19 protein-coding genes, 1 pseudogene and 1 CRISPR repeat array are annotated in these 26,484 nt (G+C 46.1%); of the genes and pseudogenes, 13 read left to right on the top strand and 7 right to left on the bottom strand.

Annotated elements, in window-relative coordinates; genetic code table 11:
• Positions 1 to 38 precede the first annotated feature (38 nt).
• A CRISPR array of direct repeats spans positions 39 to 4,093; the repeat unit is 29 nt; unit sequence CTTTTATCTGAACGAAGTGGGATATAAAG.
• A 131-nt stretch (positions 4,094 to 4,224) separates the two neighbouring features.
• The 3 genes from M3N64_RS12240 to dsdA are packed head-to-tail and all read left to right on the top strand — an operon-like array spanning position 4,225 to position 7,717.
• Positions 4,225 to 5,628, top strand: a complete 1,404-nt coding sequence (locus M3N64_RS12240; protein WP_249102688.1) for an AAA family ATPase — start codon at positions 4,225 to 4,227, stop codon at positions 5,626 to 5,628.
• Positions 5,618 to 6,337 carry a hypothetical protein gene (locus M3N64_RS12235; protein ID WP_249102687.1) on the top strand — a complete coding sequence of 240 codons (720 nt, stop codon included), beginning with the start codon at positions 5,618 to 5,620 and terminating at the stop codon, positions 6,335 to 6,337. The genes M3N64_RS12240 and M3N64_RS12235 overlap by 11 nt, the downstream gene beginning before the upstream one ends.
• A gap of 27 nt (positions 6,338 to 6,364) precedes the next feature.
• Complete coding sequence (gene dsdA, locus M3N64_RS12230; RefSeq protein ID WP_249102685.1) at positions 6,365 to 7,717, top strand: D-serine ammonia-lyase; 1,353 nt, start codon at positions 6,365 to 6,367, stop codon at positions 7,715 to 7,717.
• Here dsdA and M3N64_RS12225 read toward each other — a convergent pair.
• Complete coding sequence (locus M3N64_RS12225; protein ID WP_249102682.1) at positions 7,714 to 7,869, bottom strand: hypothetical protein; 156 nt, start codon at positions 7,867 to 7,869, stop codon at positions 7,714 to 7,716. The genes dsdA and M3N64_RS12225 overlap by 4 nt on opposite strands.
• Before the next feature lie 429 nt (positions 7,870 to 8,298).
• Here M3N64_RS12225 and M3N64_RS12220 point away from each other — a divergent pair, with 429 nt between their 5' ends.
• From M3N64_RS12220 to M3N64_RS12210, 3 genes are all read left to right on the top strand, one after another.
• Positions 8,299 to 8,835, top strand: coding sequence for a VanZ family protein (locus M3N64_RS12220; RefSeq protein WP_249102680.1), 537 nt, complete (start codon positions 8,299 to 8,301; stop codon positions 8,833 to 8,835).
• A 112-nt stretch (positions 8,836 to 8,947) separates the two neighbouring features.
• A complete protein-coding gene (locus M3N64_RS12215; RefSeq protein ID WP_249102678.1) occupies positions 8,948 to 10,237 on the top strand; it encodes a methyl-accepting chemotaxis protein in 1,290 nt (429 codons plus the stop codon).
• Between the two features lie 86 nt (positions 10,238 to 10,323).
• Positions 10,324 to 12,456 (top strand): methyl-accepting chemotaxis protein, encoded by a 2,133-nt coding sequence (locus tag M3N64_RS12210; RefSeq protein WP_249102676.1) that lies wholly within the window; start codon positions 10,324 to 10,326, stop codon positions 12,454 to 12,456.
• 454 nt (positions 12,457 to 12,910) lie between these two features.
• Here M3N64_RS12210 and M3N64_RS12205 read toward each other — a convergent pair whose 3' ends face one another.
• Complete coding sequence (locus tag M3N64_RS12205) at positions 12,911 to 14,143, bottom strand: aminopeptidase (RefSeq protein ID WP_249102674.1); 1,233 nt, start codon at positions 14,141 to 14,143, stop codon at positions 12,911 to 12,913.
• A 198-nt stretch (positions 14,144 to 14,341) separates the two neighbouring features.
• Here M3N64_RS12205 and M3N64_RS12200 point away from each other — a divergent pair, with 198 nt between their 5' ends.
• Positions 14,342 to 14,440 carry a YjcZ family sporulation protein gene (locus tag M3N64_RS12200; protein ID WP_249102672.1) on the top strand — a complete coding sequence of 33 codons (99 nt, stop codon included), beginning with the start codon at positions 14,342 to 14,344 and terminating at the stop codon, positions 14,438 to 14,440.
• A 47-nt stretch (positions 14,441 to 14,487) separates the two neighbouring features.
• Here M3N64_RS12200 and M3N64_RS12195 read toward each other — a convergent pair whose 3' ends face one another.
• From M3N64_RS12195 to rsgA, 3 genes are read right to left on the bottom strand one after another with little or no spacing between them, the layout of a single operon-like run.
• Positions 14,488 to 15,024 (bottom strand): GNAT family N-acetyltransferase, encoded by a 537-nt coding sequence (locus M3N64_RS12195; protein WP_249102669.1) that lies wholly within the window; start codon positions 15,022 to 15,024, stop codon positions 14,488 to 14,490.
• Positions 15,021 to 15,452, bottom strand: a complete 432-nt coding sequence (locus M3N64_RS12190; RefSeq protein WP_249102668.1) for a hypothetical protein — start codon at positions 15,450 to 15,452, stop codon at positions 15,021 to 15,023. The genes M3N64_RS12195 and M3N64_RS12190 overlap by 4 nt, the downstream gene beginning before the upstream one ends.
• On the bottom strand, positions 15,410 to 16,468 hold the full coding sequence (gene rsgA, locus M3N64_RS12185; protein ID WP_249102667.1) for a ribosome small subunit-dependent GTPase A: 1,059 nt from the start codon (positions 16,466 to 16,468) through the stop codon (positions 15,410 to 15,412). Before rsgA ends, M3N64_RS12190 begins: the two co-directional genes overlap by 43 nt.
• Positions 16,469 to 16,974: 506 nt before the next feature.
• On the opposite strand from rsgA, the gene M3N64_RS12180 reads away from it, so the two are divergent.
• The 4 genes from M3N64_RS12180 (at position 16,975) to M3N64_RS12165 (ending at position 22,116) form a co-directional block, all read left to right on the top strand.
• A complete protein-coding gene (locus M3N64_RS12180; protein WP_249102661.1) occupies positions 16,975 to 18,006 on the top strand; it encodes a YkvI family membrane protein in 1,032 nt (343 codons plus the stop codon).
• Positions 18,007 to 18,210: 204 nt separating this feature from the next.
• Positions 18,211 to 19,491 (top strand): Nramp family divalent metal transporter, encoded by a 1,281-nt coding sequence (locus M3N64_RS12175; RefSeq protein ID WP_283163447.1) that lies wholly within the window; start codon positions 18,211 to 18,213, stop codon positions 19,489 to 19,491.
• A 234-nt stretch (positions 19,492 to 19,725) separates the two neighbouring features.
• Entirely contained in the window at positions 19,726 to 20,733 is a 1,008-nt protein-coding gene (gene lacD / locus M3N64_RS12170) for a tagatose-bisphosphate aldolase (RefSeq protein ID WP_249102660.1), read from the top strand.
• A 471-nt stretch (positions 20,734 to 21,204) separates the two neighbouring features.
• Complete coding sequence (locus M3N64_RS12165) at positions 21,205 to 22,116, top strand: LCP family glycopolymer transferase (RefSeq protein ID WP_249102657.1); 912 nt, start codon at positions 21,205 to 21,207, stop codon at positions 22,114 to 22,116.
• A 221-nt stretch (positions 22,117 to 22,337) separates the two neighbouring features.
• Here M3N64_RS12165 and M3N64_RS12160 read toward each other — a convergent pair.
• Together M3N64_RS12160 and M3N64_RS12155 are read right to left on the bottom strand one after the other, a co-directional pair.
• Positions 22,338 to 22,544 (bottom strand): annotated as a pseudogene (locus M3N64_RS12160) (transposase); the annotation flags it as partial.
• A gap of 156 nt (positions 22,545 to 22,700) precedes the next feature.
• Positions 22,701 to 24,440: an HD domain-containing phosphohydrolase gene (locus M3N64_RS12155; protein WP_249102654.1), complete on the bottom strand. Its 1,740-nt coding sequence runs from the start codon at positions 24,438 to 24,440 to the stop codon at positions 22,701 to 22,703.
• A gap of 388 nt (positions 24,441 to 24,828) precedes the next feature.
• Between M3N64_RS12155 and M3N64_RS12150 the strand changes: the two genes are divergently transcribed.
• Together M3N64_RS12150 and M3N64_RS12145 are read left to right on the top strand one after the other, a co-directional pair.
• Positions 24,829 to 25,665, top strand: coding sequence for a flagellar motor protein (locus tag M3N64_RS12150; protein ID WP_249102651.1), 837 nt, complete (start codon positions 24,829 to 24,831; stop codon positions 25,663 to 25,665).
• Entirely contained in the window at positions 25,662 to 26,450 is a 789-nt protein-coding gene (locus M3N64_RS12145) for a flagellar motor protein MotB (RefSeq protein ID WP_249102649.1), read from the top strand. The genes M3N64_RS12150 and M3N64_RS12145 overlap by 4 nt, the downstream gene beginning before the upstream one ends.
• Positions 26,451 to 26,484: the final 34 nt, after the last annotated feature.

Below are 26,484 nucleotides of genomic sequence, written 5' to 3'. Positions count from 1 at the left end.
GTCGGTACTTAATATATTTAAAGGCAAAGAGCATCTGTCTTTTATCTGAACGAAGTGGGATATAAAGGACATTCCTCAATCTCGATGAATCCGCAGAAACAATACTTTTATCTGAACGAAGTGGGATATAAAGGTGCGTGTGTCTGCGGATAAAAGACATTGCCAGACGGCTTTTATCTGAACGAAGTGGGATATAAAGGACTTTCTCGTAAACTATCAGGACGGGCGACAGGACTTTTATCTGAACGAAGTGGGATATAAAGACTACCCCTCTTTGCGACAGATTGATATCGCTAAAACTTTTATCTGAACGAAGTGGGATATAAAGATCGCTGATGCTCTTAAAGTATCCGTACAAGCATACCTTTTATCTGAACGAAGTGGGATATAAAGTTGAAAGCTCTAACTTTTAACGGCGAAAAATTGCACTTTTATCTGAACGAAGTGGGATATAAAGCCTTTCGATAAGCAAAGATATTAATGATGCGATCATTTTATCTGAACGAAGTGGGATATAAAGGCATGTAATCAATCAATTGCTCTGCGCCACGTGCAACTTTTATCTGAACGAAGTGGGATATAAAGTGGTGTACTTAAAGACTGCCATTCAGCTATCGTAACTCTTTTATCTGAACGAAGTGGGATATAAAGTATCGACAAATCGGAGTTAGTCTTAACAGAGATTTTCTTTTATCTGAACGAAGTGGGATATAAAGCCGTTTCGTGGTACAATGACCACAGGTAATGTGTTCCTTTTATCTGAACGAAGTGGGATATAAAGGCCGAGGATGGCTCGGATAAAAAAGCTTCCGCGGTTCTTTTATCTGAACGAAGTGGGATATAAAGTCTTCATTCGGGTGAAGTAGGTAGCTGCCAAGAAACTTTTATCTGAACGAAGTGGGATATAAAGCAGCTTTCGGTATGGCGTTAGAAAGCCGACTACCGTCTTTTATCTGAACGAAGTGGGATATAAAGAAAATCGCCCGATAATTGTAATCAAAAAAGCCAACGGCTTTTATCTGAACGAAGTGGGATATAAAGTCTTCCGCGCGCGACATGTCAAAGCGCGTAACGGCCTTTTATCTGAACGAAGTGGGATATAAAGGCCGGAGCGGGTCAGTAACCAAGCGTTTGAAAAGATCTTTTATCTGAACGAAGTGGGATATAAAGAAAAGCCAACGCGGGTTCTATTACAAGGCAGGTGCCACTTTTATCTGAACGAAGTGGGATATAAAGCCGTTTAATATTGATGTTGACATGTCTTCACCAATAACTTTTATCTGAACGAAGTGGGATATAAAGCATTCTGCTTACCGAAGCCACGAATGTAGGTGCACAGCTTTTATCTGAACGAAGTGGGATATAAAGGCTTGTCCGTACCGATAGCTCCGGTCTCTGCGCCGACTTTTATCTGAACGAAGTGGGATATAAAGTTGGGAAAAAAGTCTTCATCTCATTAGTGTTAAACCTTTTATCTGAACGAAGTGGGATATAAAGATTGTCAAAAAAATATTCTTATGGTACACGTCAGATTCCTTTTATCTGAACGAAGTGGGATATAAAGAAACTATCAAAAGCGTGTGCTATTTCATGATAGACCCTTTTATCTGAACGAAGTGGGATATAAAGCGTAGAAGCACGTTTAATGGACGCTCTGCGCGATTGGCTTTTATCTGAACGAAGTGGGATATAAAGTACTCTTCAGCCAGTTGACCAACGATACAGAGCCAACTTTTATCTGAACGAAGTGGGATATAAAGTCGGCTTCCGGCGTCGCTTCCTCATAGCTTTGCAGCCTTTTATCTGAACGAAGTGGGATATAAAGAATTTATCAATTAATTTCTCTTTAATCGCATCAAACCTTTTATCTGAACGAAGTGGGATATAAAGCTGTGGCAATGGGATAGGTGTGAAATGAACGGGTATCCTTTTATCTGAACGAAGTGGGATATAAAGTTGCTATATGCCACAAGCAAAAACGCTATGCCTGCAATCTTTTATCTGAACGAAGTGGGATATAAAGTTTTCATATCGGCGTGCTTCGCTGCCTGCTCCGCACTTTTATCTGAACGAAGTGGGATATAAAGTCGACGGTTGCTTTTAAAATATCTTTAACCGCCGCGCTTTTATCTGAACGAAGTGGGATATAAAGTGACCCAATCTGCAATCATGACGACGCCCCCTTAACTTTTATCTGAACGAAGTGGGATATAAAGGAATCGAATCGCAGAACTGGAACACATGCACGAAACACTTTTATCTGAACGAAGTGGGATATAAAGGGACTACGGGGGTATGTTTATTAAAAAAGACGAAGACTTTTATCTGAACGAAGTGGGATATAAAGCAATAGTGCGATCTGCGAATGTTCCGCAGTCGATCACTTTTATCTGAACGAAGTGGGATATAAAGACGTCAATCGGCAGAAAGCGTCTGCCACTGGTTGGGCTTTTATCTGAACGAAGTGGGATATAAAGATTGGCGTATATCAAAGCACAGTTAACCGATTCCATCTTTTATCTGAACGAAGTGGGATATAAAGCTGGCTTTACCGCTGGATCAAAAGTCTGCGGTTCTCTTTTATCTGAACGAAGTGGGATATAAAGCTTTCAGATCGCCAAGGTAGAACGGAACTTTATGACCCTTTTATCTGAACGAAGTGGGATATAAAGACGATCCAAGACCGCTATTAATCATATACTATTAACTTTTATCTGAACGAAGTGGGATATAAAGGAACAAGACTTGATCATTAATGATCTTGATGCGGGCCTTTTATCTGAACGAAGTGGGATATAAAGTTTTTAGAATGGCTAGTTGAGTTGGTAGGTCTTTACTTTTATCTGAACGAAGTGGGATATAAAGACCCATAAAAAAATCATCCACGCAACAAACCCACCAACTTTTATCTGAACGAAGTGGGATATAAAGGAACAAGTCGTGTCAGTAGCCAGAGAACGATCGCCCTTTTATCTGAACGAAGTGGGATATAAAGATGGCAATTGCTGTATGACTATTTTGATTCAGCCAAGCTTTTATCTGAACGAAGTGGGATATAAAGTTTTTAAACATTTTCCCAACCGTCCAATCCATGAGCTTTTATCTGAACGAAGTGGGATATAAAGTCTATTTTTAATGACTCTAAGCTGATTGATGAAGAGCTTTTATCTGAACGAAGTGGGATATAAAGTGCCGTCTATCTCATACTCACAGGCAAATTTTTCAACTTTTATCTGAACGAAGTGGGATATAAAGGTGGTTTTATTGGCTCAAAATTCTCTTTTTTATCCGTTTTATCTGAACGAAGTGGGATATAAAGGTCCCGATTGGTCAACTGTATCATCGTAGACCGAGTTTTATCTGAACGAAGTGGGATATAAAGCGATGACACGGAAACGTTAATGCGGTGGATTGATGTTTTATCTGAACGAAGTGGGATATAAAGGCCCTCAAGAGTGGTTTCATGGTGTGCTCCTTTTTTGTTTTATCTGAACGAAGTGGGATATAAAGGTCCAACAAGCTGCTGCAACTTTGCAACGGGGCGGTGTTTTATCTGAACGAAGTGGGATATAAAGACGAGACGACAGGGGGGGTGGAAGGTGCCCGGCGCGTTTTATCTGAACGAAGTGGGATATAAAGATACGATTGAAGATCTTGACCCTAAAACGAATTATCGTTTTATCTGAACGAAGTGGGATATAAAGGGGCGCAGAGCTAGATGATGAAACGCTGCAGAAAAGTGTTTTATCTGAACGAAGTGGGATATAAAGACGCAACCTAAACGAGCAGGGACGAAAACGATTAAGTTTTATCTGAACGAAGTGGGATATAAAGTTTAAGGTCTCATGCCGCATAATCCTGCCCTGTGAGTTTTATCTGAACGAAGTGGGATATAAAGTCCATCAGATAACCTCCTGCAATGATTCTTTGTCTTCTTTAATCTGAACGAAGTGGGATATAAAGAGGCGAGCATATGAGCCTCTGGTTGGTCGGGGTTCCCTTTAATCTGAACGAAGTGGGATATAAATGTTCAAAATAAGCTGTTGCTCGACCAAAGAGAAACGCTTTTATCTGAACGAAGTGGGATTTGAATTACCAATGAACTTATGGCTGCATTTCAAATATGCATCCCCCATGTATAGAACCTCTGCTTTTCCAGGATAATGAATAAGGAGGGGGGACGCATCAGGCGTACCCGGGTTAAATTTTAAGGAGTCCTTATTCATGCAGATAACGGTACGTGTCTCAAGTCTTGAGCTGTTTCATTGCAAAAATGTGGTCCATGGCAAGTTCTACTTTCCGTGTTCGAAGAGCCGAACGATGAAGCGCGCGGATGTGCTGGGGATGTACGGACAGAACGGCACAGGGAAATCGGCGGCTGTGTCGGCTTTTCAACTGCTGCAGGTGCTGCTGCACGGACAGGCGCTGGAGCCGGATGCGGTCCGGCTCATTGATCAGCAGGCCGATTGTGCACGCTTTCTTTTTACATTTCTGGTTTGTATGGATCGCAGATATTATGAACTGGTTTATGCGTTTACATTATCAAAGCAGGATCTCGATGCGGATGATGCTGTGGATCTTGCGAATGATCGTGTGTATGATCCGGTTTTTGTCGCTCACGAGGAGATTCGCTATAAGGAATTAGTAAAAGGCGCGCGTTACAGAACTTTGATCTCGTTTTCGATGGATGGTGGTGAAGCCCGTGTGTCCCCGAATGCTGCTGCGGCAAAGCTAAGGTCTGGGAAAGATGATCGCATGGTTGCCTTCAGGGTCAATGTGGCGATGGCTGTGCAGCGGCGTACATCGGTTTTGTTTTGTGAGCAGGGATTTGAACTGCTGCAGCATGCTTTTGATCAGCAAGCGCTCGGATTGCTTCACGCATTGAAACGTGTATTTGCCAGCAGGCTGTTCGTTCTGAATAACCGCGAGTCAGGGCTGTCACTTGCAAACATGTCGATTCCGATTCATTGTCCGGTTGAGGCGGATCGGTCTTATAAAATTGTTGCGTTTCCGATCAATCAGCCGAAATGGGTGGATCATGCAACGCATGGTACACTGCGGCATGTACTTCGCGCAATCAGTAAAGTGCTTCGGGAGCTGGTGCCCGGTTTGACGGTTGAGGCGCGCCCACTGCGCCAGACGACGAATGAGCGGCACAAAGGTGTATACATCGAATTGGCGGTAAAACGTGGCGGACGGCTGCTTCCCATTGACTGCGAGTCAGATGGGGTGAAAAAGCTGCTGACGATCCTCAGCGCGCTGGTGGTGATGTATAATGACGAAAACGCATGTGTTGTCATTGACGAACTGGATGCCGGCATCTATGAATTTTTGCTTGGTGAAATCGTTAAAATCTTAAACGACGGCGGGAAGGGGCAGCTGCTGTTTACATCGCATAATTTAAGGCTGCTTGAGGTGCTGGAAAGAGAAAATCTTGTTTTTACCTCTGCCAATCCGGAGAATCGGTATATTGTGCTGAGAGGAATCCGGGAGCGCAGCAATATCCGTGATATGTATATTCGAGCCATTCAGCTTGGCCATGACGGGGAAGAAGTCTATGAGCCGACGGACCGCTGTATGATTATGGAAGCATTTGATGAAGCGGGGGAGTTCGGTCATGGCAGATAAAAAAGTGGTGATTTTCATTGTCGAAGGCGTTTCCGATGAGCGTGTCATTGCTGCCATTCGCAATTATGTGCCCGGGTCATGCCGTGTTTATATTCATATCACCCGCGGCGATTTGTTCACGAAGCCTGGTGTCAGAAAAAATATCAAGGTCCGGGTCGCCGATCAGGTGAAAAAAGTGATGAATGCGACCAAATTCCGCAAACGGGAAATTCTTGCTGTGGTACAGCTGACGGATATGGACGGTACGTTTGTACGTGATCAGGATGTCATGATTGACAGTGCGGTCGGAAAAGATCCGAATTATCGGGAAGATGGGATCGTGGTCAGAAATGCAGGTATCCGGCAATACATACAGAAACGAAACCGCGAGAAGGCATCCGAACTTCGCGCTATGTGTGCATCAGCCGAGATTATGGCAGGAATCTACTATTTTCTGTTCTATTTTTCTTGTAACCTGGATCATGTGATGCATAACAATCGGAATATGCCGGTGGAGGAGAAGATCCGAAGATCACGGGATTTTGAACACAGCTGCCGAGCGCATCCGGAGCATTTCTATCATTTCTTCCATGATCAGCCCTTTGCCGTACAGGGATCGATTGATGAGACGTGGCGCTTTATCGAGCAGGGCAATCATTCGGTGCAGCGGTATTCGAATTTTCATTTGATCTTTGATGTCCTGAGCCAATTGGAAAGTGCAGGCGGATAAAATAAAAACATATGAGGAGGCATCAGGATGAAGGCGTTAATTGGTGGCAGGACCATTGGAGAATGGGAGAGGGAGCAGCCGTTGCTCAAAGATATTGAGGCGTATCGTGAAGTGATGTGGCTGAACCCCAATTATGGAAAGGCAGCAGCAGATTTGGTGAGCGGCGAGGATACGGCAGAGGCGGAAGCACGTCTCTGCCGGTTTGCGCCTTATCTTGCGCACGTGTTTCCGGAGACTGCGCCTGCCGGCGGCATCATTGAATCGCCGATTTATCCGGCACCTGAGTTAAAGCATCTGCTTGAGCGGGCGTTCAGCCTGACTATCCCGGGAACGCTCATGATGAAGGCGGACAGTGAACTGCCGATCTCCGGATCAATTAAGGCACGCGGCGGCATTTATGAGGTACTTAAGACGGCAGAACAGTTTGCGATCCGCGCCGGTCTTCTGACGGAACATGATGCGTACACCTGTCTTGCTGATGCTTCGTTTCACCGTTTCTTTTCGCGGTATTCAATGGCAGTCGGATCGACGGGAAATCTTGGCCTCAGTGTTGGCATCGTTGGGGCGGCACTGGGTTTTCAGACGACGGTACACATGTCTGCCGATGCGAGCCCATGGAAAAAGGCATTGCTGCGCCAGAAGGGTGCGAAAGTAAAAGAATATGAGGCTGACTACAGCGTGGCGGTTACCGAAGGGCGCAGGCAGGCTGAGCAGAATCCGAACTGCCATTTTATCGATGACGAAAATTCGAAAGATTTATTTGCCGGTTATGCGACTGCAGGCCATCGATTGAAGAAACAGCTGGCGGACGCCGGCCTTTCCGTAGACAAAGCCCATCCGCTGTTTGTCTATCTTCCCTGCGGCGTCGGAGGCGGTCCGGCTGGTGTTGCGTTCGGATTAAAGCAGGCATTCGGTGAATCCGTCCATGTTTTCTTTGTTGAGCCGACGCATGCACCATGTTTTCTGCTCGGACTGATGACCGGGCTGCATAATCATGTATCGGTGCGCGATTTTGGCCTTGACAACCGGACGGCAGCCGATGGCCTTGCCGTTGCCAGACCTTCGGCATTTGCCGGAAAAGCCGCTGGGCACCTCATTTCCGGGTGCATGACGATTGCGGAAGACCGGCTTTTTCAATTTTTAAAAGCCTTGAAGGATACTGAAAATCACTGGGTGGAACCATCTGCGGCAGCAGGTATTTATGGGCCTTTAATGCTGCTGTCAGACCGGTGTGGCAAAGCCTATTTGAGGCAGCATCACTTAGAAGGTACGCTTGCTTCCGCAACGCATCTTTTTTGGGCAACCGGTGGTGGGATGGTTCCACAAAAAAATCGGGAAGCTGAATATGCCCTCGCTTCCCGACTGCATGTATCTGATTAACTTCTTCGTTCTTCATGGTCATGAACATATTCATTTGGCGCATCATTATGATGGTCGGCGTGATTTTTCTGCTGCGCAAGCCTTCCGTTGTGGTGCTCTCCGTGATTGTCGCGATCTTTGAATTGACGCTTAAATACCTGTTCCTTGTTCATGGCGCGGACCTCCTTCTTCTCAAACAGCAATATGGATAAGCTGTGCAAATCAAAAGTGATTTATGCATTTACCCATCCGGCATTTGAAGGCCTGACGGGTGTCGAGCGCGGCGCTCAGCCAAGAGAAAAGTAACGAATAAACCTGTGCCCGGGAGCGATTCAGATAAAGGCACCAGTGCAGCGGATTTTGTGAAACGATTATGAGAAAGATGCGTAAATACTGTAATTATTGCTTCATTTACTTTTTCTTGGGTGGCATTGAGCGGCTTATCTGGAGAATGGCACAATAAATCTACAAAATGATCATGTATTTGCGCTATAATTGAGAAATAATTAAGTGATTGTATTTATCTGTTTACAATTAGTCCGCAATTATTTTTAGATGAGCGTGCCTGTGTCCGAAAAGTATAGAATCTGGAGGATTGAGCGATGTTTAAAAATCCTAAAGCATTTGTTTTCTGGTTGATTCTGATTTTCTTAATTATCGGGATGATCTACAAAGGATCGTCAACACCCTATGCCGATCAGGACCTTAAGCCATTTTTAAAAGATCATTTTCAGTGGACATCGGAGACCTTTCCGCATGTCGATTTCAACTATGGCGGACAGCGGGTGACTTCCGATGAGCCCTATGCGCTGTTTGAATTTGTTTTTCGAAAGGCAAGCCATGTCGCTGAATACTGCCTGCTGGCATTTATGATGATCAACCTGCTCATGACGACCGTCATGCCGCGCCTGCTGTGCTACCTTTGCGGGCCTGCTCTTGCACTTTGCTATGCGATGTTTGACGAATGGCATCAGACTTTTGTTGCAGGACGCACGGGTCATTTGATTGATGCCTTTACGTTTGATTTAGCTGGCATGATTCTGGCAATGGTCATTGTGTTCCTGCTGGATGTTTATTACTATCTTTTTTATACGGGCAGCCATCATGTTTCCCGTTTTCGTGCCGAACAGCACGGATAAGCGACAAAAGAGCATAAACATTTCGGGCCTTTTGTCCGATAAAACAAGTAGGAAAATAACGAGCAATACAAGTGGCAAGGGATCGAACGGGGCATGAAGGGGTGGATCGATTGTGGCAGTAACAGATAAAAAGAAAACAGATGAACAGCCGAAGAAAAGACGCATCAATTTGCAAAGTGTGTACTTTGCTCTTTTTTTCATTGGTGCTTCAGGCATTGCACTGCTGTTTTACTATTTCGGTGCGGCAGGGATGCTAGTTCCGGCATGGATTGTCGGTGTTGCCGCGCTCATTGCGGGGCTGGTTGTCCTCAGATTGATTTTTTTCGGTTACAATAAGCGCGTCCGTACACTGAGAACGGCCGTAGGCAAAGCGGAAAACGGCGATATGAGTGTTGTCATTAAGGATAAGGAAAATGATGAACTTGCCCGCCTTTCCGAAGGTATCAATCATATGATCAGCCTGAATAATAATGTGCTTGAAAGTATGCGCGAGGTTTCCGAAAAGGTTACCGATGCATCGCAGGCTCTGGTTGCAAGCGTTGAGGAGCAAACGGCTTCGGCGACCGAAATCAGTTCAACCATGTCGGAAATTGCTGCCGGTGCGTCGAATCAGGCAGAATTAATGTCGAAAAATAAAGAAGCGACGGATGAAATTACAGAGAAAATGGGCGATGTCGCCGAACAAACGGAGCTGATGAAGAACGGCGCGGAACAGTTATCCGAGGTTTCTGACGGGAACAGACGGTCTGTTGAGAAGCTGAGAAATCATTCGGAACGGACAATCAGTGCGACCGCAGATATTATTGATGCGATATCTTCATTGCAGATGCGTTCAAAAAATGTTGATAAGATCATTAAAACCGTATCTGAAATTGCAGGGCAGACGAATTTACTTGCGCTGAATGCGGCGATTGAAGCAGCGCGAGCCGGGGAACAGGGCAAGGGTTTTGCTGTTGTCGCAGATGAGGTACGGAAACTGTCGGATCAGACGGATCTCGCGCTGAAGCAGATCTCTGAACTCATGAATGGGATTCGTTCGGATACTGAACATACAGTTCAGTTTGCCGGCAACACGAGCAAGGTGCTTGAGGAACAGTTTGTTGTGGTCAGCAATTTTGAAAAAGCTTCGGAGCAGATTGCTCAGGCAGTTCTGGAGAACAGTGAACGCATTCAGGCGATTTCGTCGTCCTTCCAGGAAATGGCCATCCGTATCCAGGAGATTAAAACACATATTGACACGATGGCTCAGATCAGCGAACAGACGGCGGCTGGAACCGAAGAAGTTACTGCATCCATTGAGGAGCAGACAGCAGGAATGGAGCATCTTACAAAACTGGCCTCTGATTTGGACGCGGATGCATTGATTATTAAGCAAGCGTTGGCAGGTTTTAAGCTGTCATAACAAGATGAGCCTTTTAATATAGAGAGCAAATGAGTGATTGATGGATCAGAGAGCAGCGGGGGATTACTTTTCGGGGGGCACATGCAATGAATAAAGAGAAGGGCACAGCGAAGAAAACGGCGAATACAGGAAAGGTCCGTAATCAGAAGTCTGGAAAAAATGGCATGGACAGGATTAGAAAAACGTTGAAATCAAGCGATAAACTCGTTCGTTATTTGCCCGTTGCACTTATTGAGCGGCGCCTCAGGAACAAAAGCTTGCGTAAACAACTGCTGATCCCGATTATCAGCATGATTGTGGTAGTCGGAATTATCGGCGGCCTGTTCAGTTATTTTTATGGGGCCAAGCTGACCCGCGATCAGCTGATCAGATCTTCAATGGGGCAGCTGACCGCGACGGATCAGACTTTTAATACTTATTTCGATGACGCACAATCGGTTGCCCGCCAGTTTACAATGAGTAAGTCACTGAATAACGTGCAAAAAAATTCTGAAGACATTCAGCAGGCATTCCAAAATGTGCTCAGCTCAAATACAAAATATCAGGCGCTGACTTACGCTTCTGCCGAGGGCGCGGTTGTGCGCTCGCCAATCTATTTTTTCCCCAAGGGCTATGATCCGACTGAAGAGCCCTGGTATCGAAGCGGCGCGTCCGGAAGCGGCCAGTCGAAGTGGACCGATCCATACGTAGATAAAGTGACTAGCCAGAACGTTGTCAGTGTTGTTCAGGCGGTCATGGATAGCGGCCAGATTAAGGGCGTTCTGAAAATGGATCTGTTCATCCAGTCCATTATTAAGCAGGTAAGCGAAGCCAAATTAGGGGATTCCGGCTATACGGCACTGCTGGACAGCAAGGGTACTTATATTGCGTCGCCGAAAAAGAATCAGATCGGCAAAAGCATCGCCAGACAGGATTTTTATAAAGAATTGCGCAAACGTGGGAAAAGCGGACAGTTCTATGCCAACGTTAATGGCAGACAGGAATTGGTGATTTTCCAAACGAATAAGACAACCGGCTGGACTTTGCTGGGCTTTATTGACAAAAGTGAAATTTCAGGCAAAGCGAATCTGATTGTCCTGCCGTCAATCATTACGCTGCTTGTTATTATCGGTGTTGCGATTCTCTTTACCAGTTATGTGCTTGGCCGGGTGACCCGGCGCTTTAAAACGCTTCAGACGGCTGCCCACCGTATCGAGAATGGCGATCTGACCGTCCATATTCCGATCAGCAGTAAAGATGAACTGGCAGAGGTAGCGAAAAGTATAAACGCACTTGCGAGCACGAACCGGAAAGCATTTAAACAGATGATCGATGTGTCCCATCAGATTACCGGTGCCTCCCAGACTCTAGTAGCAAGTGCTGAAGAGAACGTTGCTTCGGCAAATGAGATCAGTGCAACCGTTACGGAAATTGCGGCCGGTGCTTCAAATCAGTCTCAGTCGATTGACGAGAGTCAAAGCACCATGCAAACGCTTCTTGAAGCAGTCGGCAGAATAGACGCGCGAAGCAAGGATGTGCTTCAGGGGGCTTACCGGATGACTGATTACGCGAAGAACGGACTCGACAAAATGAATCATTTGTCCACACAATCAAAGACATCTTCAGAGACCACCCAGCAAATCATTCACACGGTTCTGCGGCTTGATGAACATGCGAAAAATGTCCACAAGATCATTGATGTGCTGGATGGCATTGCGCGGAGAACCAATCTGCTTTCTCTTAATGCCAGCATAGAGGCGGCACATGCCGGCGAACAGGGGAAAGGATTTGCCGTTGTTGCCGATGAGATTCGCAAGCTCGCTCAGCAGACCAATCATTCGCTGCAGGAAGTAACCGACATGATTGAGTCGATGAATAAAGAAATCCAGGAGGCCGTCGCTTATTGCGAGCAGACCAACCAGACTTTGGAAGGTCAGCATGAAGCGGTTGCTGAAGCAAATAAAGGTTTTGAGGAAATTAAAAGAACCATTGAATTAAACGTAAAAGGTATGCAGACCATTGCTGATGCGATTATCTCGACTAATAAGCAGATTGAGCAAATTAATCAGGGCATGCAGACCATTGCGTCGACGAGTGAGGAAACGGCTGCAAGCACGGAAGAAATGAGCGCTTCGGTTCAGGAACAGACAGCTTCGATGGAAGAGCTGAATAAACTGGCTGGTGATTTGGAGCGACAGGCGCAATTGATGCAGAATGAAATTAAACGGTTTAAAATCTGATCTTTTACATGATTATTGAAGCATCCGGTGAGAATCGGTGTGTGCCTGGCAGTGTCTCTCCCAGCTTACATAAATGGATCAAGGGCTGCGTGGATTCATCAAAACGTGAAAGTTGTCTCCATACCAAAAAAGGCAGATCGGAATCAATGTCCGATCTGCCTTTTTTCTTATATTCTTGAAAGTTTAAAATTCAGCGGATTATATATAGTATCAGTGCGACGGCGTCTTTGCTATCGCTAAAGGCTTGGCAAAGCCAAGTTTTCTAATACTATAAGAAAGTATATAAAATTTAAGGAAAATAGTATAAGTGCAACTAGAGCTTTGCCTTAGTTAAAATATGGCAAAGCCAAGTTTTCTAATACTATAAGAAAGTATATAAAATTTAAGGAAAATAGTATAAGTGCAACTAGAGCTTTGCCTTAGTTAAAATATGGCAAAGCCAAGTTTTCTAATCTTAAATGGCCCAGTTGCCGCCCCGGAAAATCGGTATGCGCGTGCCGTCCGAAGCTTCGCCTGTGATGTCAAGATCAGCGGAACCAACCATAAAATCAACGTGCATCAGACTCTGGTTCATCCCTGCAGCAGCAAGAGCCTCCTCGGACATGTTCCGTCCGTCACGCAAGTTGAATGGGAAACCGTGGCCGATGGCCAAATGACAGGAGGCGTTTTCGTCAAACAACGTATTATAAAAGATAAGGTTTGTCTCTGAAATGGGTGAATGGTGTGGCACGAGAGAAACCTCACCGAGATAATGCGCCCCTTCGTCAGTCTCAATGATCTGTTTCAGCGTATCCGCTCCCTGCTCTGCATGATAATCAATAATCCGCCCATCTTTAAACGTAATCCGAAAATTGTTGATGAGACTACCGCCGTAATTCAGCGGCTTTGTACTGGAGACAGTGCCGTTGACCCCGTTTTTCAGTGGCATGGTAAATACTTCTTCAGTCGGTATATTTGGCTGGAACGGAACCCCCTGATCATTAGTCATACCTCCGCCAACCCAGAGCTGGTCAAAGGGAAGCTCGATTGTCAGATCTGTGCCCGGCGCCTTGTAAAGCAGTTTTTTGAAACGCTTTTCATTCAGATAATTCAATCTGTCTGTGAGCGTTTGAATGTGTTTTTCCCATGCCTCCTTCGGATTTTTTTGATCGGCACGGGTAATTTTAAAAATCTGCCGCCAGAGTGCTTCGATGCGTGCATTTTCGCTCTTATCCGGGAAAACAGTTGCGGCCCATGCGGAGGTCGGGACCGACACAATTGTCCAGCTTACCCTGGCACTGCTTTTATCATTGGAGAACTGCTTGTTTGCAGCCGCTGCTGCTTTCTGTGCCGCCGCGACGCGCAGCGGATCAATGCCTTGAAGCAGCGTGGGATTCGGTGAATAGATATAAAGGAATGCTGCGTTCTGCTCAGACAGTTCTCTGTAAGCGCTCGAACGCCACTCCGGATAGTGACTCAGTGCCTTCATCGGTGCCCGTTCAAGATTAAGTCGCGTCGTCTGTTCGTCCGACCATTCGACATAAACATGGCTTGCCCCGGCTTCATAGGCCTTTTGCACGACCTTTCTCACAAAATCCGGCGATTCAATTGGAGCAAAGATCATTACCTGCTGATTTTGCTGAACATTAAGGCCGATCTTTACGGTAACATCGGCATATTGGTTTAATAAGTCTTCAAAGTTTTCCATATGCAAAGCCTCCTTATGTGATCCGTACCATAAAACCAGACAGTGATGTGTCCGATACATGAATCATTGCCATTTTATCACAGTAAACACAGAACATCATGCCGCTGAAGATGTGGTATCGGTGTTTTTAAAAACCAGCGAAACGATCAGAGACAGCTGCATAGGATATAGGGAACTTGACTGGAGGTGATGAGCATCATGGGTGCTTCTGAAGGCATTGGCAAAAACTTCGGATTCGCATTGCTGGTTGTGCTTTTTATTCTCTTAATCATCATTGGCGCGGCCTGGTGCTATTGACAAAATAGGAATCGGCAGTGGTTGCTGTCGATTTTCGTACATAGCTTTTAAATTTCCGTCCCATACACAGTGTGGAAGATTTCTTTTTTTCGGGCAAGAAGGTCATGTTCAGATAGGGCAAACGGATAGTGCATCAAGAGGAGATCGACACGTGACCCGGACGGTCTCAGATCCGGCTGGGTGTAGCCAAATGAGCAGAGGATGAACCCCAGCCGCTGATAAAAATCGATGCGGCGCGCGGCAAGCTCCGAAGCTGACGGCCGTTCCACTTCGATGAGCACAGGTTTATCGGTCTGACTGAGGTAGCTTTTCAACATTTCCGAGCCAATTCCTCTTCCACGCAAGGTTGGTTCAACCGCGAGCTGCTCAAGAAAGGAGCAGGTTCGGAAGCGCCATTCAGCGATGAAGCCCTCGATTCTTCGCCCTGATAAGTCGTAGCGGACAAGAACGGAGAATGCCTTCTTATCCAGCAAGTGAAGTTCTTCATCATACGCGCGATATTCCTCCTCAGGAAATGAGGCCTCCATCAATTGATAAAAAAGGTTAAAGTCTTTTTTGCACAGCGGCTTCAGTATCTGACTCATGCATGCTCTCCTCCATGACAGGTTGATCGATTGTTCTCTTTCATTCTAGCATCATAAGCATAGAAGCGTAATGGTGCAGTGCCGGCAATCCGTTCATGGTGGTCTGAACCCCGTTTACGATCGATGGTCGGAAACCCATTCACAATGGTCGGAAAACCGTTCATGATGACCGGAAATCCCGCTGCACGAACGGCAAACCGTTCGCGATGGCTGGTAGCCAGCTTAGAAACCCCGTTAGCATTTTCCGTGCACCCACATTCATCTGCAGTACAAAAACACCAATGTCCAGAATCGCTGACATTGGTGTTGCTTTGTACTATAAAAGGAAACGGTGGCTTCGCATTTGTTTTAGCGAGATCCGATTTTCCAACAAACTCGGTCCATTTTATTTTGGTCGCCGACGCATTTGCACATGGATTTTTTTCCAATGCGCTTTTTCTATGAGCCTTGCCTGAGGGTCGGTCTTTCGGCGGACAAAAGCAAGTTCACGCTGCAATTTCAGGTAGCTTCTGTAGCGCTCCGCACTCAGACGGCCGTCTTTCAGTGCTTTTTGAACGGCGCATCCGGGTTCGCTTTGGTGCGTGCAGTCGCCGAATCGACAATTTGCAGCCAGTGCTTCGACATCCGAGAAACTATGATCGAGCGATGAATCAGACGCGGCCCAGAGCTGTAATTCGCGCATACCTGGTGTGTCGATGATCACCCCGCCGCCCGGAAGTACGATCAGCTCGCGATTGGTTGTCGTATGCCGTCCACGGTCATCGTCTGTCCGCACGGCATTGACTGTCTGGATTTGCCGACCGCAGAGCCAGTTGGTTAATGTTGATTTGCCAGCACCGGAAGAACCAAGGAATACGCCGGTTTTCCCGGTGCCAAGGTAGGGAGCAAGCTGCTCTTTTCCTTCATCATTCAATGCACTGACTGTAAGTACAGGTACACCGAAAGCAATGGAATCGACGGCGGTTCTTTTGTCCTGAAGATCGTCGCATAGATCTGCCTTGCTCAGTAGAATTACCGGGTTGGCGCCGCTTTCCCAGGCCATAGTCAGGTAACGCTCAAGCCTGCGCAGGTTAAAATCGTGATTAAGTGCCATGACAAGAAAGACCGTATCGATATTTGCGGCAACAATTTGTTCAGTGGTAGCAGAACCGGCCGTTTTGCGTGAGAATTTGCTGAAGCGGGGCAGAATCCGATCAATGGTTGCTTTGTGCTCGGAATGGCGCTCTCGGACGACGACCCAATCGCCGACAGCCGGGAAATCCTGTCGCGTTTCTGCCTGATGGCGCATTTTCCCGGCTACCTCTGCCAAGTATTCACCACGCTCCGTGATCAGTTTGTATTGTCCTTTATACTCAGAAATAATGCGTCCAACCGATTGATCGGACATCAAATTCAGGGGCAGGTCTTTTAAATGCTGATTCCAGCCATATGTGATTAAATTCAAAGAAAATCCTCCTGTTATAAGAAAAATTAGGGATTAGAAAACTTGGCTTTGCCAAGCCTCTGACGAGGGCAAAGATGACGTCGCACTTATACTATAATCCGCTGAATTTTAAACTTTCTTATAGTATAAAAAAAGAACCGTTCACACGGTTCTTTCGCAGCAAACGGATAGACCCCTGTGACGGCCGCCAATCCCTAATTGTCCGTATAACGTTCAGAAAATCACGGGCAAAGAGGACTGGCGGCGTGCAGCAATGAGATTGTCTGAAGTCGTGCATAAGCTGTTCACCATAAAACATGTCCCCTTCCCATTTTTAAGTACGGGCATTGTCTGATCTTGCACTCACTTTTCTAAAATGAGCCGGTGCCCTCTTTCGCATAGCTCAAGTATAAAAGGCGCAGTCTGCTTTGTAAAGCCCGATTCAAAAGGCATGCCCGGGACAAGCCGCGCATAAGATGGAACAAATGCGGTCTGTAAAAATGAACGGATGAGAAGAGGGCGAAGGCATGAAGCGTAAACTACTCAACAGTTTGCAGGTAGCGGCAACGTTTATCGGTACCATTGTCGGTGCCGGATTCGCCTCTGGAAGAGAAATCATTCAGTTTTTCACTCAATACCATGGATTAGGCACGATTGGTGCGATCATGAGCGGTATATTCATGACGTGGGTTGGCACAAAAATGATGATCTATGCACGGCGTATCCACGCCTACTCGTTTAATGAATTGCTGACCGCTTTGTTTGGCAGGCAGGTTGGCAATGTCATTCAGGCACTCCTGTTCTTCATCATATTAAGCATCACCGGGGTTATGCTGGCAGGGTCGGGCGCAGTATTTGCTGAACAGATAGGGTGGAGCAGGGAGCTGGGTATTTTTGTGACCGTATTTTTTGCTGGACTGTTTCTTGTCAGAGGGGTCCGTGGGTTATTGCTCGTAAACGTCATTGTCGTTCCGTTGCTCATCGGGCTTATTTTTTTCGCCTTTTGGACCAATGGTACCGGGGCACAAATTTTTCCGGAAAGCAGACATATACGCTGGTTCCTTGCCTCATTCAACTATGCAGCTTTTAATCTGTCGACTGCGCTCGTTGTCCTTGTTCCGATGGCTATGGCTTTTAAGGATGAACAGGTCATCCGTTGGGGCGGCATCATTGGCGGCCTGGGGCTTACACTGATTCTCGTGCTGTCACATCTCATGCTGTCAGGAAAATCAGGGATAGAATTATATGAATTGCCGATGGCAGAAATGGTTCGCCCGTTTGGAACGCTCCTGCATTTCACTTTTGTTACTGTAATCTTTGGAGAAATTCTCACCACATTTGTTGGCAATATATTTGGCATGACCCGGCAGCTCTGCAGTATTTTTCCGGCACTGTTTTCCCTGCGGACGGCCATGTGTCTTCTGCTGGTATGCACAATGATTATTGGCCAATTCAGTTACAGCTCGCTGATTGCCACGCTTTATCCATTGAACGGCGTGCTCTGTGCCTTTGTTTTTGTTTATATGTGCATGGTCCGCCTCCCCGAGAAACACCGCTGAACGGCTTCCTTTTATGAAATAAAATTTTCCCGAAATCTACTTTTTAAAAAAACAAGTTGCAATATACGGGCGAATCAAGTAATTTAATGATAGGCATATAAGTTTCTTGCGTGAAACTTATATTCTTTGAGCGAAAAAAGGAGGAACGTCATGTCCAACCAGGAACAGGCGGCGGGCGGACTGAACCGCTTGAACAAAAAGATGATGAACGGCGGACAATCTTCCGAGGAAAATGGGTCGGTTCCCCATATGCAGTCTTACGAACAGGCAGTCGGCGCAACCAAAGGATGGCGGCAGATGCTTCCCTTTATCGGACCGGCATTTATTGCGGCGGTTGCTTATATTGATCCGGGCAATTATGCAACCAATATTCAGGCGGGTTCTCAATTCGGTTATCTGCTGCTTTGGGTCGTCGTGATCTCTAATCTGATGGCTATTCTGATTCAGACGCTGTCAGCCAAAATCGGTATTGCGACGGCGCACAACCTCCCGGAAATTATCCGTGATCGCTGGCCCGGGAAAGTCACTTTCTTTTACTGGGTGCAAGGTGAAATTATGATCATGGCAACCGATCTTGCCGAGTTTATCGGGGCGGCTCTCGGTTTTCATCTCGTTTTTGGCCTGCCGATGATTCCGGCAGCAATCTTAACGGCACTCTGTGCTCTGCTGATTCTCATGTTCCAGGTCAGAGGCTATCGTCCGCTTGAGCTGGTCATTGCATTAATGGTTTTTGTTGTTGTCCTTGCATTCAGTTTTGAAATACTCTTTGCATTACCTGAATTCAGGCCCTTCGTTCAAGGCTTCGTTCCGCGCTTTCAGGGAACAGAAAGCGTGATGCTTGCTGCAGGTATACTCGGTGCGACCGTCATGCCGCATGCCATTTATATGCATTCCGGGCTGACCTGCCGCCGTGTCATCGGCAAAAATGCAGAAGAGCGGAAGAAGATCTTTCGATTTGAGCTGGTTGATATTCTGATCGCCATGATCATTGCCGGACTGATTAATGCTATTATGCTTGCTGTCGCGGGTTCAACGTTCTTCGGCAGAGAAATCATTGATGATCTGACCTTGGCTTTTCATGGATTCAGCAATTACATTGCACCGGCAGCTGGCATTCTGTTTGGTATTGGACTGCTGTCAGCAGGGCTGTCAAGTTCATCGGTGGGGACATTGGCCGGGGATATCATGATGCAGGGTTTTATTCATAAACGAATTCCGGTTTTCCTGCGCCGTATCTGTTCGATGCTGCCGCCACTCATTCTGATTATTTCTGGCGCCAATCCGACGAAAGCGCTGGTCATGAGCCAGGTTGTTCTCTCTTTTGGCATTGCGCTTGCCATCATTCCGCTGATTATTTTTACGAGCAATAAATCGCTGATGGGCGATCTTGTCAATAAAAAACGAACTACGGCTGTCGCCTGGTGCATTGCCGCAGTAGTGATCTCATTGAATGTATTTCTGCTTTATCAAACTTTTTTTGGGTGACAGGGCGGGAGAGCGATGGAACCAGAAGCTTTGCGTTGAAAATATTTTTTTGCTGATATGTGGTTCCTGAAACTTTGTTCACAGGATTATTGAATTTGCCAAATTGACTTTATGACAGAAAATGACGTAAAATGAAGGCTGTGAGATAAAAAGATTGCTGCTCGCTGCAGCGACTGTTTAAGCAATAGCATCGGACATTGCTGTTGTCCAACAAACTCTTGGAGGTTATAAGTAATGGTTAAAATTTCTAAAGGCAAGTTTGAATTTCTCGAACAATTGTCTGATAAGAACGGTGTGATCGCTGCTCTTGCAATTGATCAGCGTGGTTCTCTGAAGAAAATGATCGGTGCGGCTAAAGGCTCCGACGCTACGGTTGAAGAACTCTCGGATTTCAAAACACTTGTGTCTAAAGAACTGACTCCATATGCAAGCGCAATCCTGCTTGATCCTGAATTTGGCATTCCGGCCGGAAAAGCACGTGCGGCTTCCAGCGGTTTGCTGACATCCTATGAAAAGACCGGCTATGACGCAACCGAACCTGGCCGTATTCCGGATCTGCTGCCAAACTGGTCCGTAAAACGTATCAAAGAGAACGGCGGTACTGCTGTAAAACTGCTCGTTTATTTTGATCCTGATGAACCGGATGAAATCAACGATGTAAAAAAAGCATTTGTTGAACGCGTTGGTTCCGAATGCGAAGCAGAACAGATTCCTTTGTTCCTTGAAATCGTTACCTACGATGAAAAAATCTCGGACAAAGCAGAATATGCAAAAGTTAAACCGCACAAAGTTATCGAATCGGTTAAAGTCTTCACCGAACCGCGCTACGGCGTTGACGTGCTCAAGCTGGAAGTTCCGGTTGACATGAGCCGCGTTGAAGGCGTTGGCGAGAATGAACCAGTATATTCTGCTGAAGAAGCAAAGAAATACTTCCTTGAAGTAGAAAAGACTTCACCGATTCCGTATATTTGGCTGAGTGCTGGCGTATCGGCTGAACTCTTCCAGAAAACACTTGTTTTTGCCAAAGAAGCTGGCTCCAAGTATAACGGCGTACTTTGTGGCCGTGCAACATGGCGCGGCGGTGTTGAAGCTTACGGCAAGGGCGGAGAAGCTGGCGCTGTAGAATGGCTGAGAACTGAAGGTAAGAAAAACATTGAAGATCTTAATGAAATTCTTGCCGAAAATGCGACACCTTGGTACGATAAGTTCGGCGGCAAGGACAAAATCGAAGTCGTTGACTGATTTATTACTTAATAAAGAAGAGAAGGCGCAACAGATGAATTTCTGTGCGCCTTTTTATTTTAGAAGAAAGTTTAACATTCGGCGGATTACCATATAAGTGCGACGGCATCTGTGCCTTCGCCAAAGGCCTGGCAAAGCCAAGTTTTCTAAAAAGCGCGCTGGCGCCTGCGGAGCGTTCCTGTTGATCAGCGATCCGGAAGATCCCGCAGGAATTGGTCTGCCCGCGGAGACTTCCAGATCGCCCGCGGCAAGCGAGCACAGGGCAATAGACGATGAAAAACAACCGCAGATTTTAACGGGCTCTTTATTTTTGGTACTGCGAACCTCTGGCTTTTCAGCCTGGTTTTTAATCACAGGAAAAGATTCACATTATATTAGGTACATGGTATGATTCGTTTAGACAGCATCTGCAAAGACAGATCAGCGAATTGTACGTTGATTTGTGAATTTAAGAAGAAAAGGGTAGAGAAGATGAAAAAGAAAATTTTACTGACGATCGGTGGCATTATTGTCGTCCTGTTCGCAGCGGGGGCAGGCTATGCCTGGTGGATGTATCATTCGGTAGCGTCAACGGCAGGCGACATGTACGAAGCATCAGCCGGCAAGGGAAATCACGACGCGATTAATCAGAAAAAACCGATTAATCTGCTTCTTCTTGGCGTTGATGAGCGCAAGGGGGACCGTGGGCGTTCAGATACAGTTATAGTAGCAACGCTTAATCCTAAAACGAATACGATGCAGATGGTCTCCATACCGCGCGATACCCGCACGGAGATTGTTGGAAAAGGGACCTTTGATAAAATCAATGCCGCCTACGCATATGGCGGAACAAAAATGGCACAGAACACGGTCGAAAAATTCATCGGTGATATTCCATTTGATTTTTACATAAAGATTAACATGGAAGGTATGAGCAGCCTGGTTGACGCAGTCGGCGGCGTAACCGTCAACAATAAACTGGATTGGCATGATGAAGGTTACTATAAGAAAGGTTATCATTATGCGCGTGGTGAAATTACTCTTGATACCGGTGCAAAAGCGATGGGTTATGTACGTATGCGCCATCTGGATCCTCAGGGCGATTTCGGTCGGAATCAGAGACAGCGCGATGTCATCATGGCGATTGTCAATAAAATGGCCAATGTCTCTTCGGTTTCCCGCTATTCGCAGATTCTCGATGCACTTGGGGACAACGTGAAAACAAACCTGACCTTTGATGATATGAAGAGCCTCGCCTTCAATTATCGTGATACGCGCAAGCATACGATTGACTACGAAGTCAAGGGCCAGGGCCAGAAAATCAACGGTATTTATTATTTAGTCGTGGGCTCTGCCGAGAAGCAAAGGGTACATGACATGATTAATGAACAATTGGGCCAGTGATTTGAAGACCGCGTTTCTTCCAATGGTACGTACGTATTTAATTGCATTAAAAGCGGCGAAAGTGAAAACAATGGCAAATACAGCAAACATTAACTGAGACAGTAAAAAAACCTGCAACTGCTGAAAATCATATGACTGCAGCTGCAGGGTTCGCGTTAAGCCTTTGAAAAGGATCGGCATTGGAAGAAGATGCCGATTTCTTTTTTTGTGCTTTTGAATTGTCAAACTAAGTGCAACACCCGATAATAAAAGGCATCAAAAAGCGTTCGCCATCCCAGACATTTGCGTAGACGGTGGTTCAGTTTATCAACATGATGTTGAACGTCAGCGTCAGAAACTTGCTTCAGGTCGTGCCCCCTGAGAAAGTATTCGCGCAATAGGCCGCTGGCATTTTCATTGCTGCCACGTTGCCAGGGCACGTGGGGCGCCCACGGCAACGATGGATACCAAAGGAATGGATCAACGGTTCATGTTCGGAGATTGTGAGAACGGCGATGACCGGTAAAATGTCGCGAACGACCGGAAAACCGCACCTAATGGCCGGAAAACCACACCTAAAGGAATACCTGGTACTAAAAACAATCTCACTTTTTAACGGAGCCTTTTATAAAGAAATGCCTGATATGCGTAATGACATCGCTGAGACACGTACTGATCAGGAGATGCTCTGGCATTGATTGATCGGATAGATCCACATGCCTGCCGGGAACATGGACGAAAACAGTTAAATTCGGGAATTCACTGGCTATCTGCGAAAGCAATGTATTCAGCAAAGCACAATGACTTCCATCAATAAGTGAGACGACCAGGTAGTTTGCTTTGCTTCGGCGAAGGCGGGCATAGATGGCGCTTACTTCATCGATCTCTGGTAGAAATTCTGTTTTCCATCCGTTCAGAGTAAACAGGTCGTCGATTAATTTTGTTGGCACAAGTCCCTGAAAGGCATTCAGGTTCGCAACGATGACATGCCCCATATTGTTGCCTGGCAGCTGATGCAGGTTTTTTAACATTTTCCAGCTGAGCAGTCGTAAAAGAGTCATCGCAGCAGACATTGACTCACTCACCATAAAGTGCTGAAGGACCGTTCCTTTCTGTATTTCGTTCCAGGCATGCTCAAAAAGCCTGACAAATACATCCTCAATGCGCATGCCGTCGGAAAGCGTGTCGAGGCAGTCTACTGCTTTGACGCTGTCACCGTTAATCAGGAACCGGATATAGTCCTTCCAGGTCTGTCTTGCCTGCAGCACGACCTCACTGCTGTCCCAGCTTGTGATGCTTTCAATAGTCAGCGACAAGTCGCTGGGCAATTGGACAATCTCTCCGCTGCGTTCCAGCTTGATACGTGGCAGGATGTCTGAACCGGAAGGATTGGCAAGAATAACGCCGGGCTTACCGGAAGTCAGCAGCACACGAGTTGCGGGGGGAAATATATGTATAAAATTTATAAATAAGTAACAAATGTTCAGATCGAACAGATGGCGTTCGGCACTGTCAGCAAGGATAATCTGCATCGCTTTCGTTGCGTGCATCGGCTTTCGATAAGAACGATTCAACGTTAACGCGGAGTATACATCGACAATCATCATTAATTTTAACGCGCGATCGTCTGCCTCGATGTGCAAATGATCCGGGTATCCGCTTCCATCTAAACGCTCATGATGGGAACGGACGACACGGCATGTCTCCTCCGGAAAGTGCATATGGTACATCAGCTGATAACCGTCTGTGGTATGCTGCTTAATCTTATGGTATTCGCGCTGCGTCAGTTTCCCCTGTTTCAGTAGGATCTCAATGGGGGTGTACAGTTTGCCAATATCGTGCAGCAGGCAACCGAGCATAAAATCCTGGCTGACGGTCCAGCCCACATGTTTGAAATAAAGACTGGTCAGTACGAAGACGTCAAGCGAATGAATATAGCAAACCGGATCCCACTGTTTTAAAGCGTCCATGAGAAAGCGCACGGTCGGGTTTGAAAAAAATTTCACATAAATGGCATGGAGCCAATGATAGGAGGATTCGGAATGCAGAATACGTCCATAGCGCAATTCATTCGCGATCTGTGTCATCTCATTCTGAAATCTTGATGTCAGTTCTTTACGCTCATTTTCAGTCAGTTGTGATTGAGGGGTAAACTGCTTTCGAAAGGGAGCAATTGGAGGTGCATCGAAAATAGTGACTGATCGGACACCGATGCGCTTAAGATAATCAATAAGCTCGGAGGTGATCAGCATCCCGGTTCGATAGAGTACGGAGGAATTGAAATAAATATCTTTGGCAAGAACACAGCCGTCTTTTAGGCACTCAAGATTTACGACTTTTGGCATAGGTTTCCGACACTCCCGTTCACTGAATCGAAGTCTGTGATATATGAAATCTCTGTTTGTGGTTCGCCAGTGAAAGCAGCGATCCAAGCGGGGGTGGTTCCTGATGCGTGCATTGCACCAAAGATTATCAGCCATATTTCGACAACGAACCACAATTAACATTGTATCAAGGGATGTAAAAAAACGGAAGTGGAAAAATGAGAATCCATACAATGAAACTTTCGAAGTGCATCTCCAGAACGAGGCACTGGCAAACAGTCCAAAATACCCATTTATGATTCGGGTCATAGGTCTGACGAATTGATTTTAAAAAAAGTCTTGAATATATCCTGTAAATAGCCGATAAAAAAAGTGATTGGTATTAGAGCAGCGGAAAGGGTTGACTTACATGGATGTAGCAACAGTCATCGGCCTGCTGGTCGGTCTGCTTTCGTTAATTATCGGTTTTTTGCTTGAAGGCGGCGAATTGGTCGCTTTGCTGAAAATTACTGCCTTCTTAATTGTATTTGGCGGAACGATTGGAGCAGTAATTGTCAGCTTCCCGGGGAAAATTCTGGCAAAAACCCCTTTTATTTTAAAATATGCATTCACACGCCCAAAGGAGCGTCCGAGCGATACAGTTGTCGAAATGATTAACCTGGCCAATATTTCACGGCGTGAAGGCTTGCTCGCACTGGAAGGCGAACAGGATCGATTTGCGGACGATTCGTTTATGTCAAACGGCATTCAAATGGTTGTCGATGGTGTTGATTCTGATGTCATTGACGATATTATGAATCGCGATATGGAACTTTATGAACAGAAGATCCTCTCCATAGCCCGGATCTTTGAATCCGCCGGCGGTTATGCACCGACGATGGGCATTATCGGCACGGTTATGGGGCTTGTTCACGTCCTTGGCAGTCTGGAAGACACTTCTGCGCTCGGTCCGGCCATTGCCGTCGCTTTTATCGCAACTTTGTATGGCGTGGCGAGCGCAAATGTTATTTACCTGCCGATTCATACAAAAATCAAGAATAATCTTGCCATTGATATATTAACCAGACAACTTAAAACGGAAGGGATTCTCTCAATCCAGTACGGAGAAAGCACGATGATTCTTAAGAAAAAGCTTTATGCCTTTCTGACAGATGAAGAACGCCGAACTGTTGAAGAACAGCTTGGCGGCATATCAGCAAACCATGTCAACAACGGACGTGCGTTCCAAGAAGCGGGTCAGCCATGAAAGAGAGAAAGAGAAGGCGTTATTCAAAGCCCGAGGAACCGAGCCATAATCAGGAACGCTGGCTGATTACCTATTCAGATTTAATCACATTGCTGCTTGTCTTTTTTATCGTGATGTATTCAATAAGCAGTGTTGAGAATCAGAAATTCGATGCGTTGATGGAATCCCTGAAAACGTCCTTTCAGGGGAATTCCATACTTCAGGTTATCGGCAACTCCAACGGAGACAAAGGAAAAATGTCTTCGTCTGTCCCTGTGGCAGAAAAATCACAGCCGATCAGCCAGTCCGAAAAACAAAAAGACAAAAAGAAGCTGGACGCGCTGTACATTCAGCTGAACGCGTATATCAAAGAGAATCACCTGAACCCGGAAGTCTCGTTAATGGAGACAGAACGAGGTGTACAGCTGACTTTCCGCGAAAAAATTCTTTTTGATCTTGGCAAGGCCGATCTGAAAAAGGGTGCAAAAGTGGTTCTGGGACGTATTGGAAGTATTCTGAATCATGTGCCGAACGAGATCAGTGTCGAGGGGCATACCGATAATACCCCATTTCGTAACGATGACGGCGGCGTCCATTCGAACTGGGAGTTGTCCGGGTTACGTGCCCAGAATGTGATGAACTTTCTGATTGAAAATGACCGTCTCTCACCGGAACGCATGCATTTTGTCGGCTACGGTGAATATCGTCCGGTCGTGAAGAATGACACACCGGAACATAAATCAATGAACAGACGTGTCAACATTGTGGTGATTCGCGAAGAGAAGCAGGCCACAGAGAGTGACTGAGAAAAAACGGTGAGACAAGACAGATAACAGATTG

The organism is Sporolactobacillus mangiferae, from assembly GCF_023336505.1.
Classification (GTDB): domain Bacteria; phylum Bacillota; class Bacilli; order Bacillales; family Sporolactobacillaceae; genus Sporolactobacillus; species Sporolactobacillus mangiferae.
This window is presented reverse-complemented; position numbering and strand designations above follow the sequence as displayed.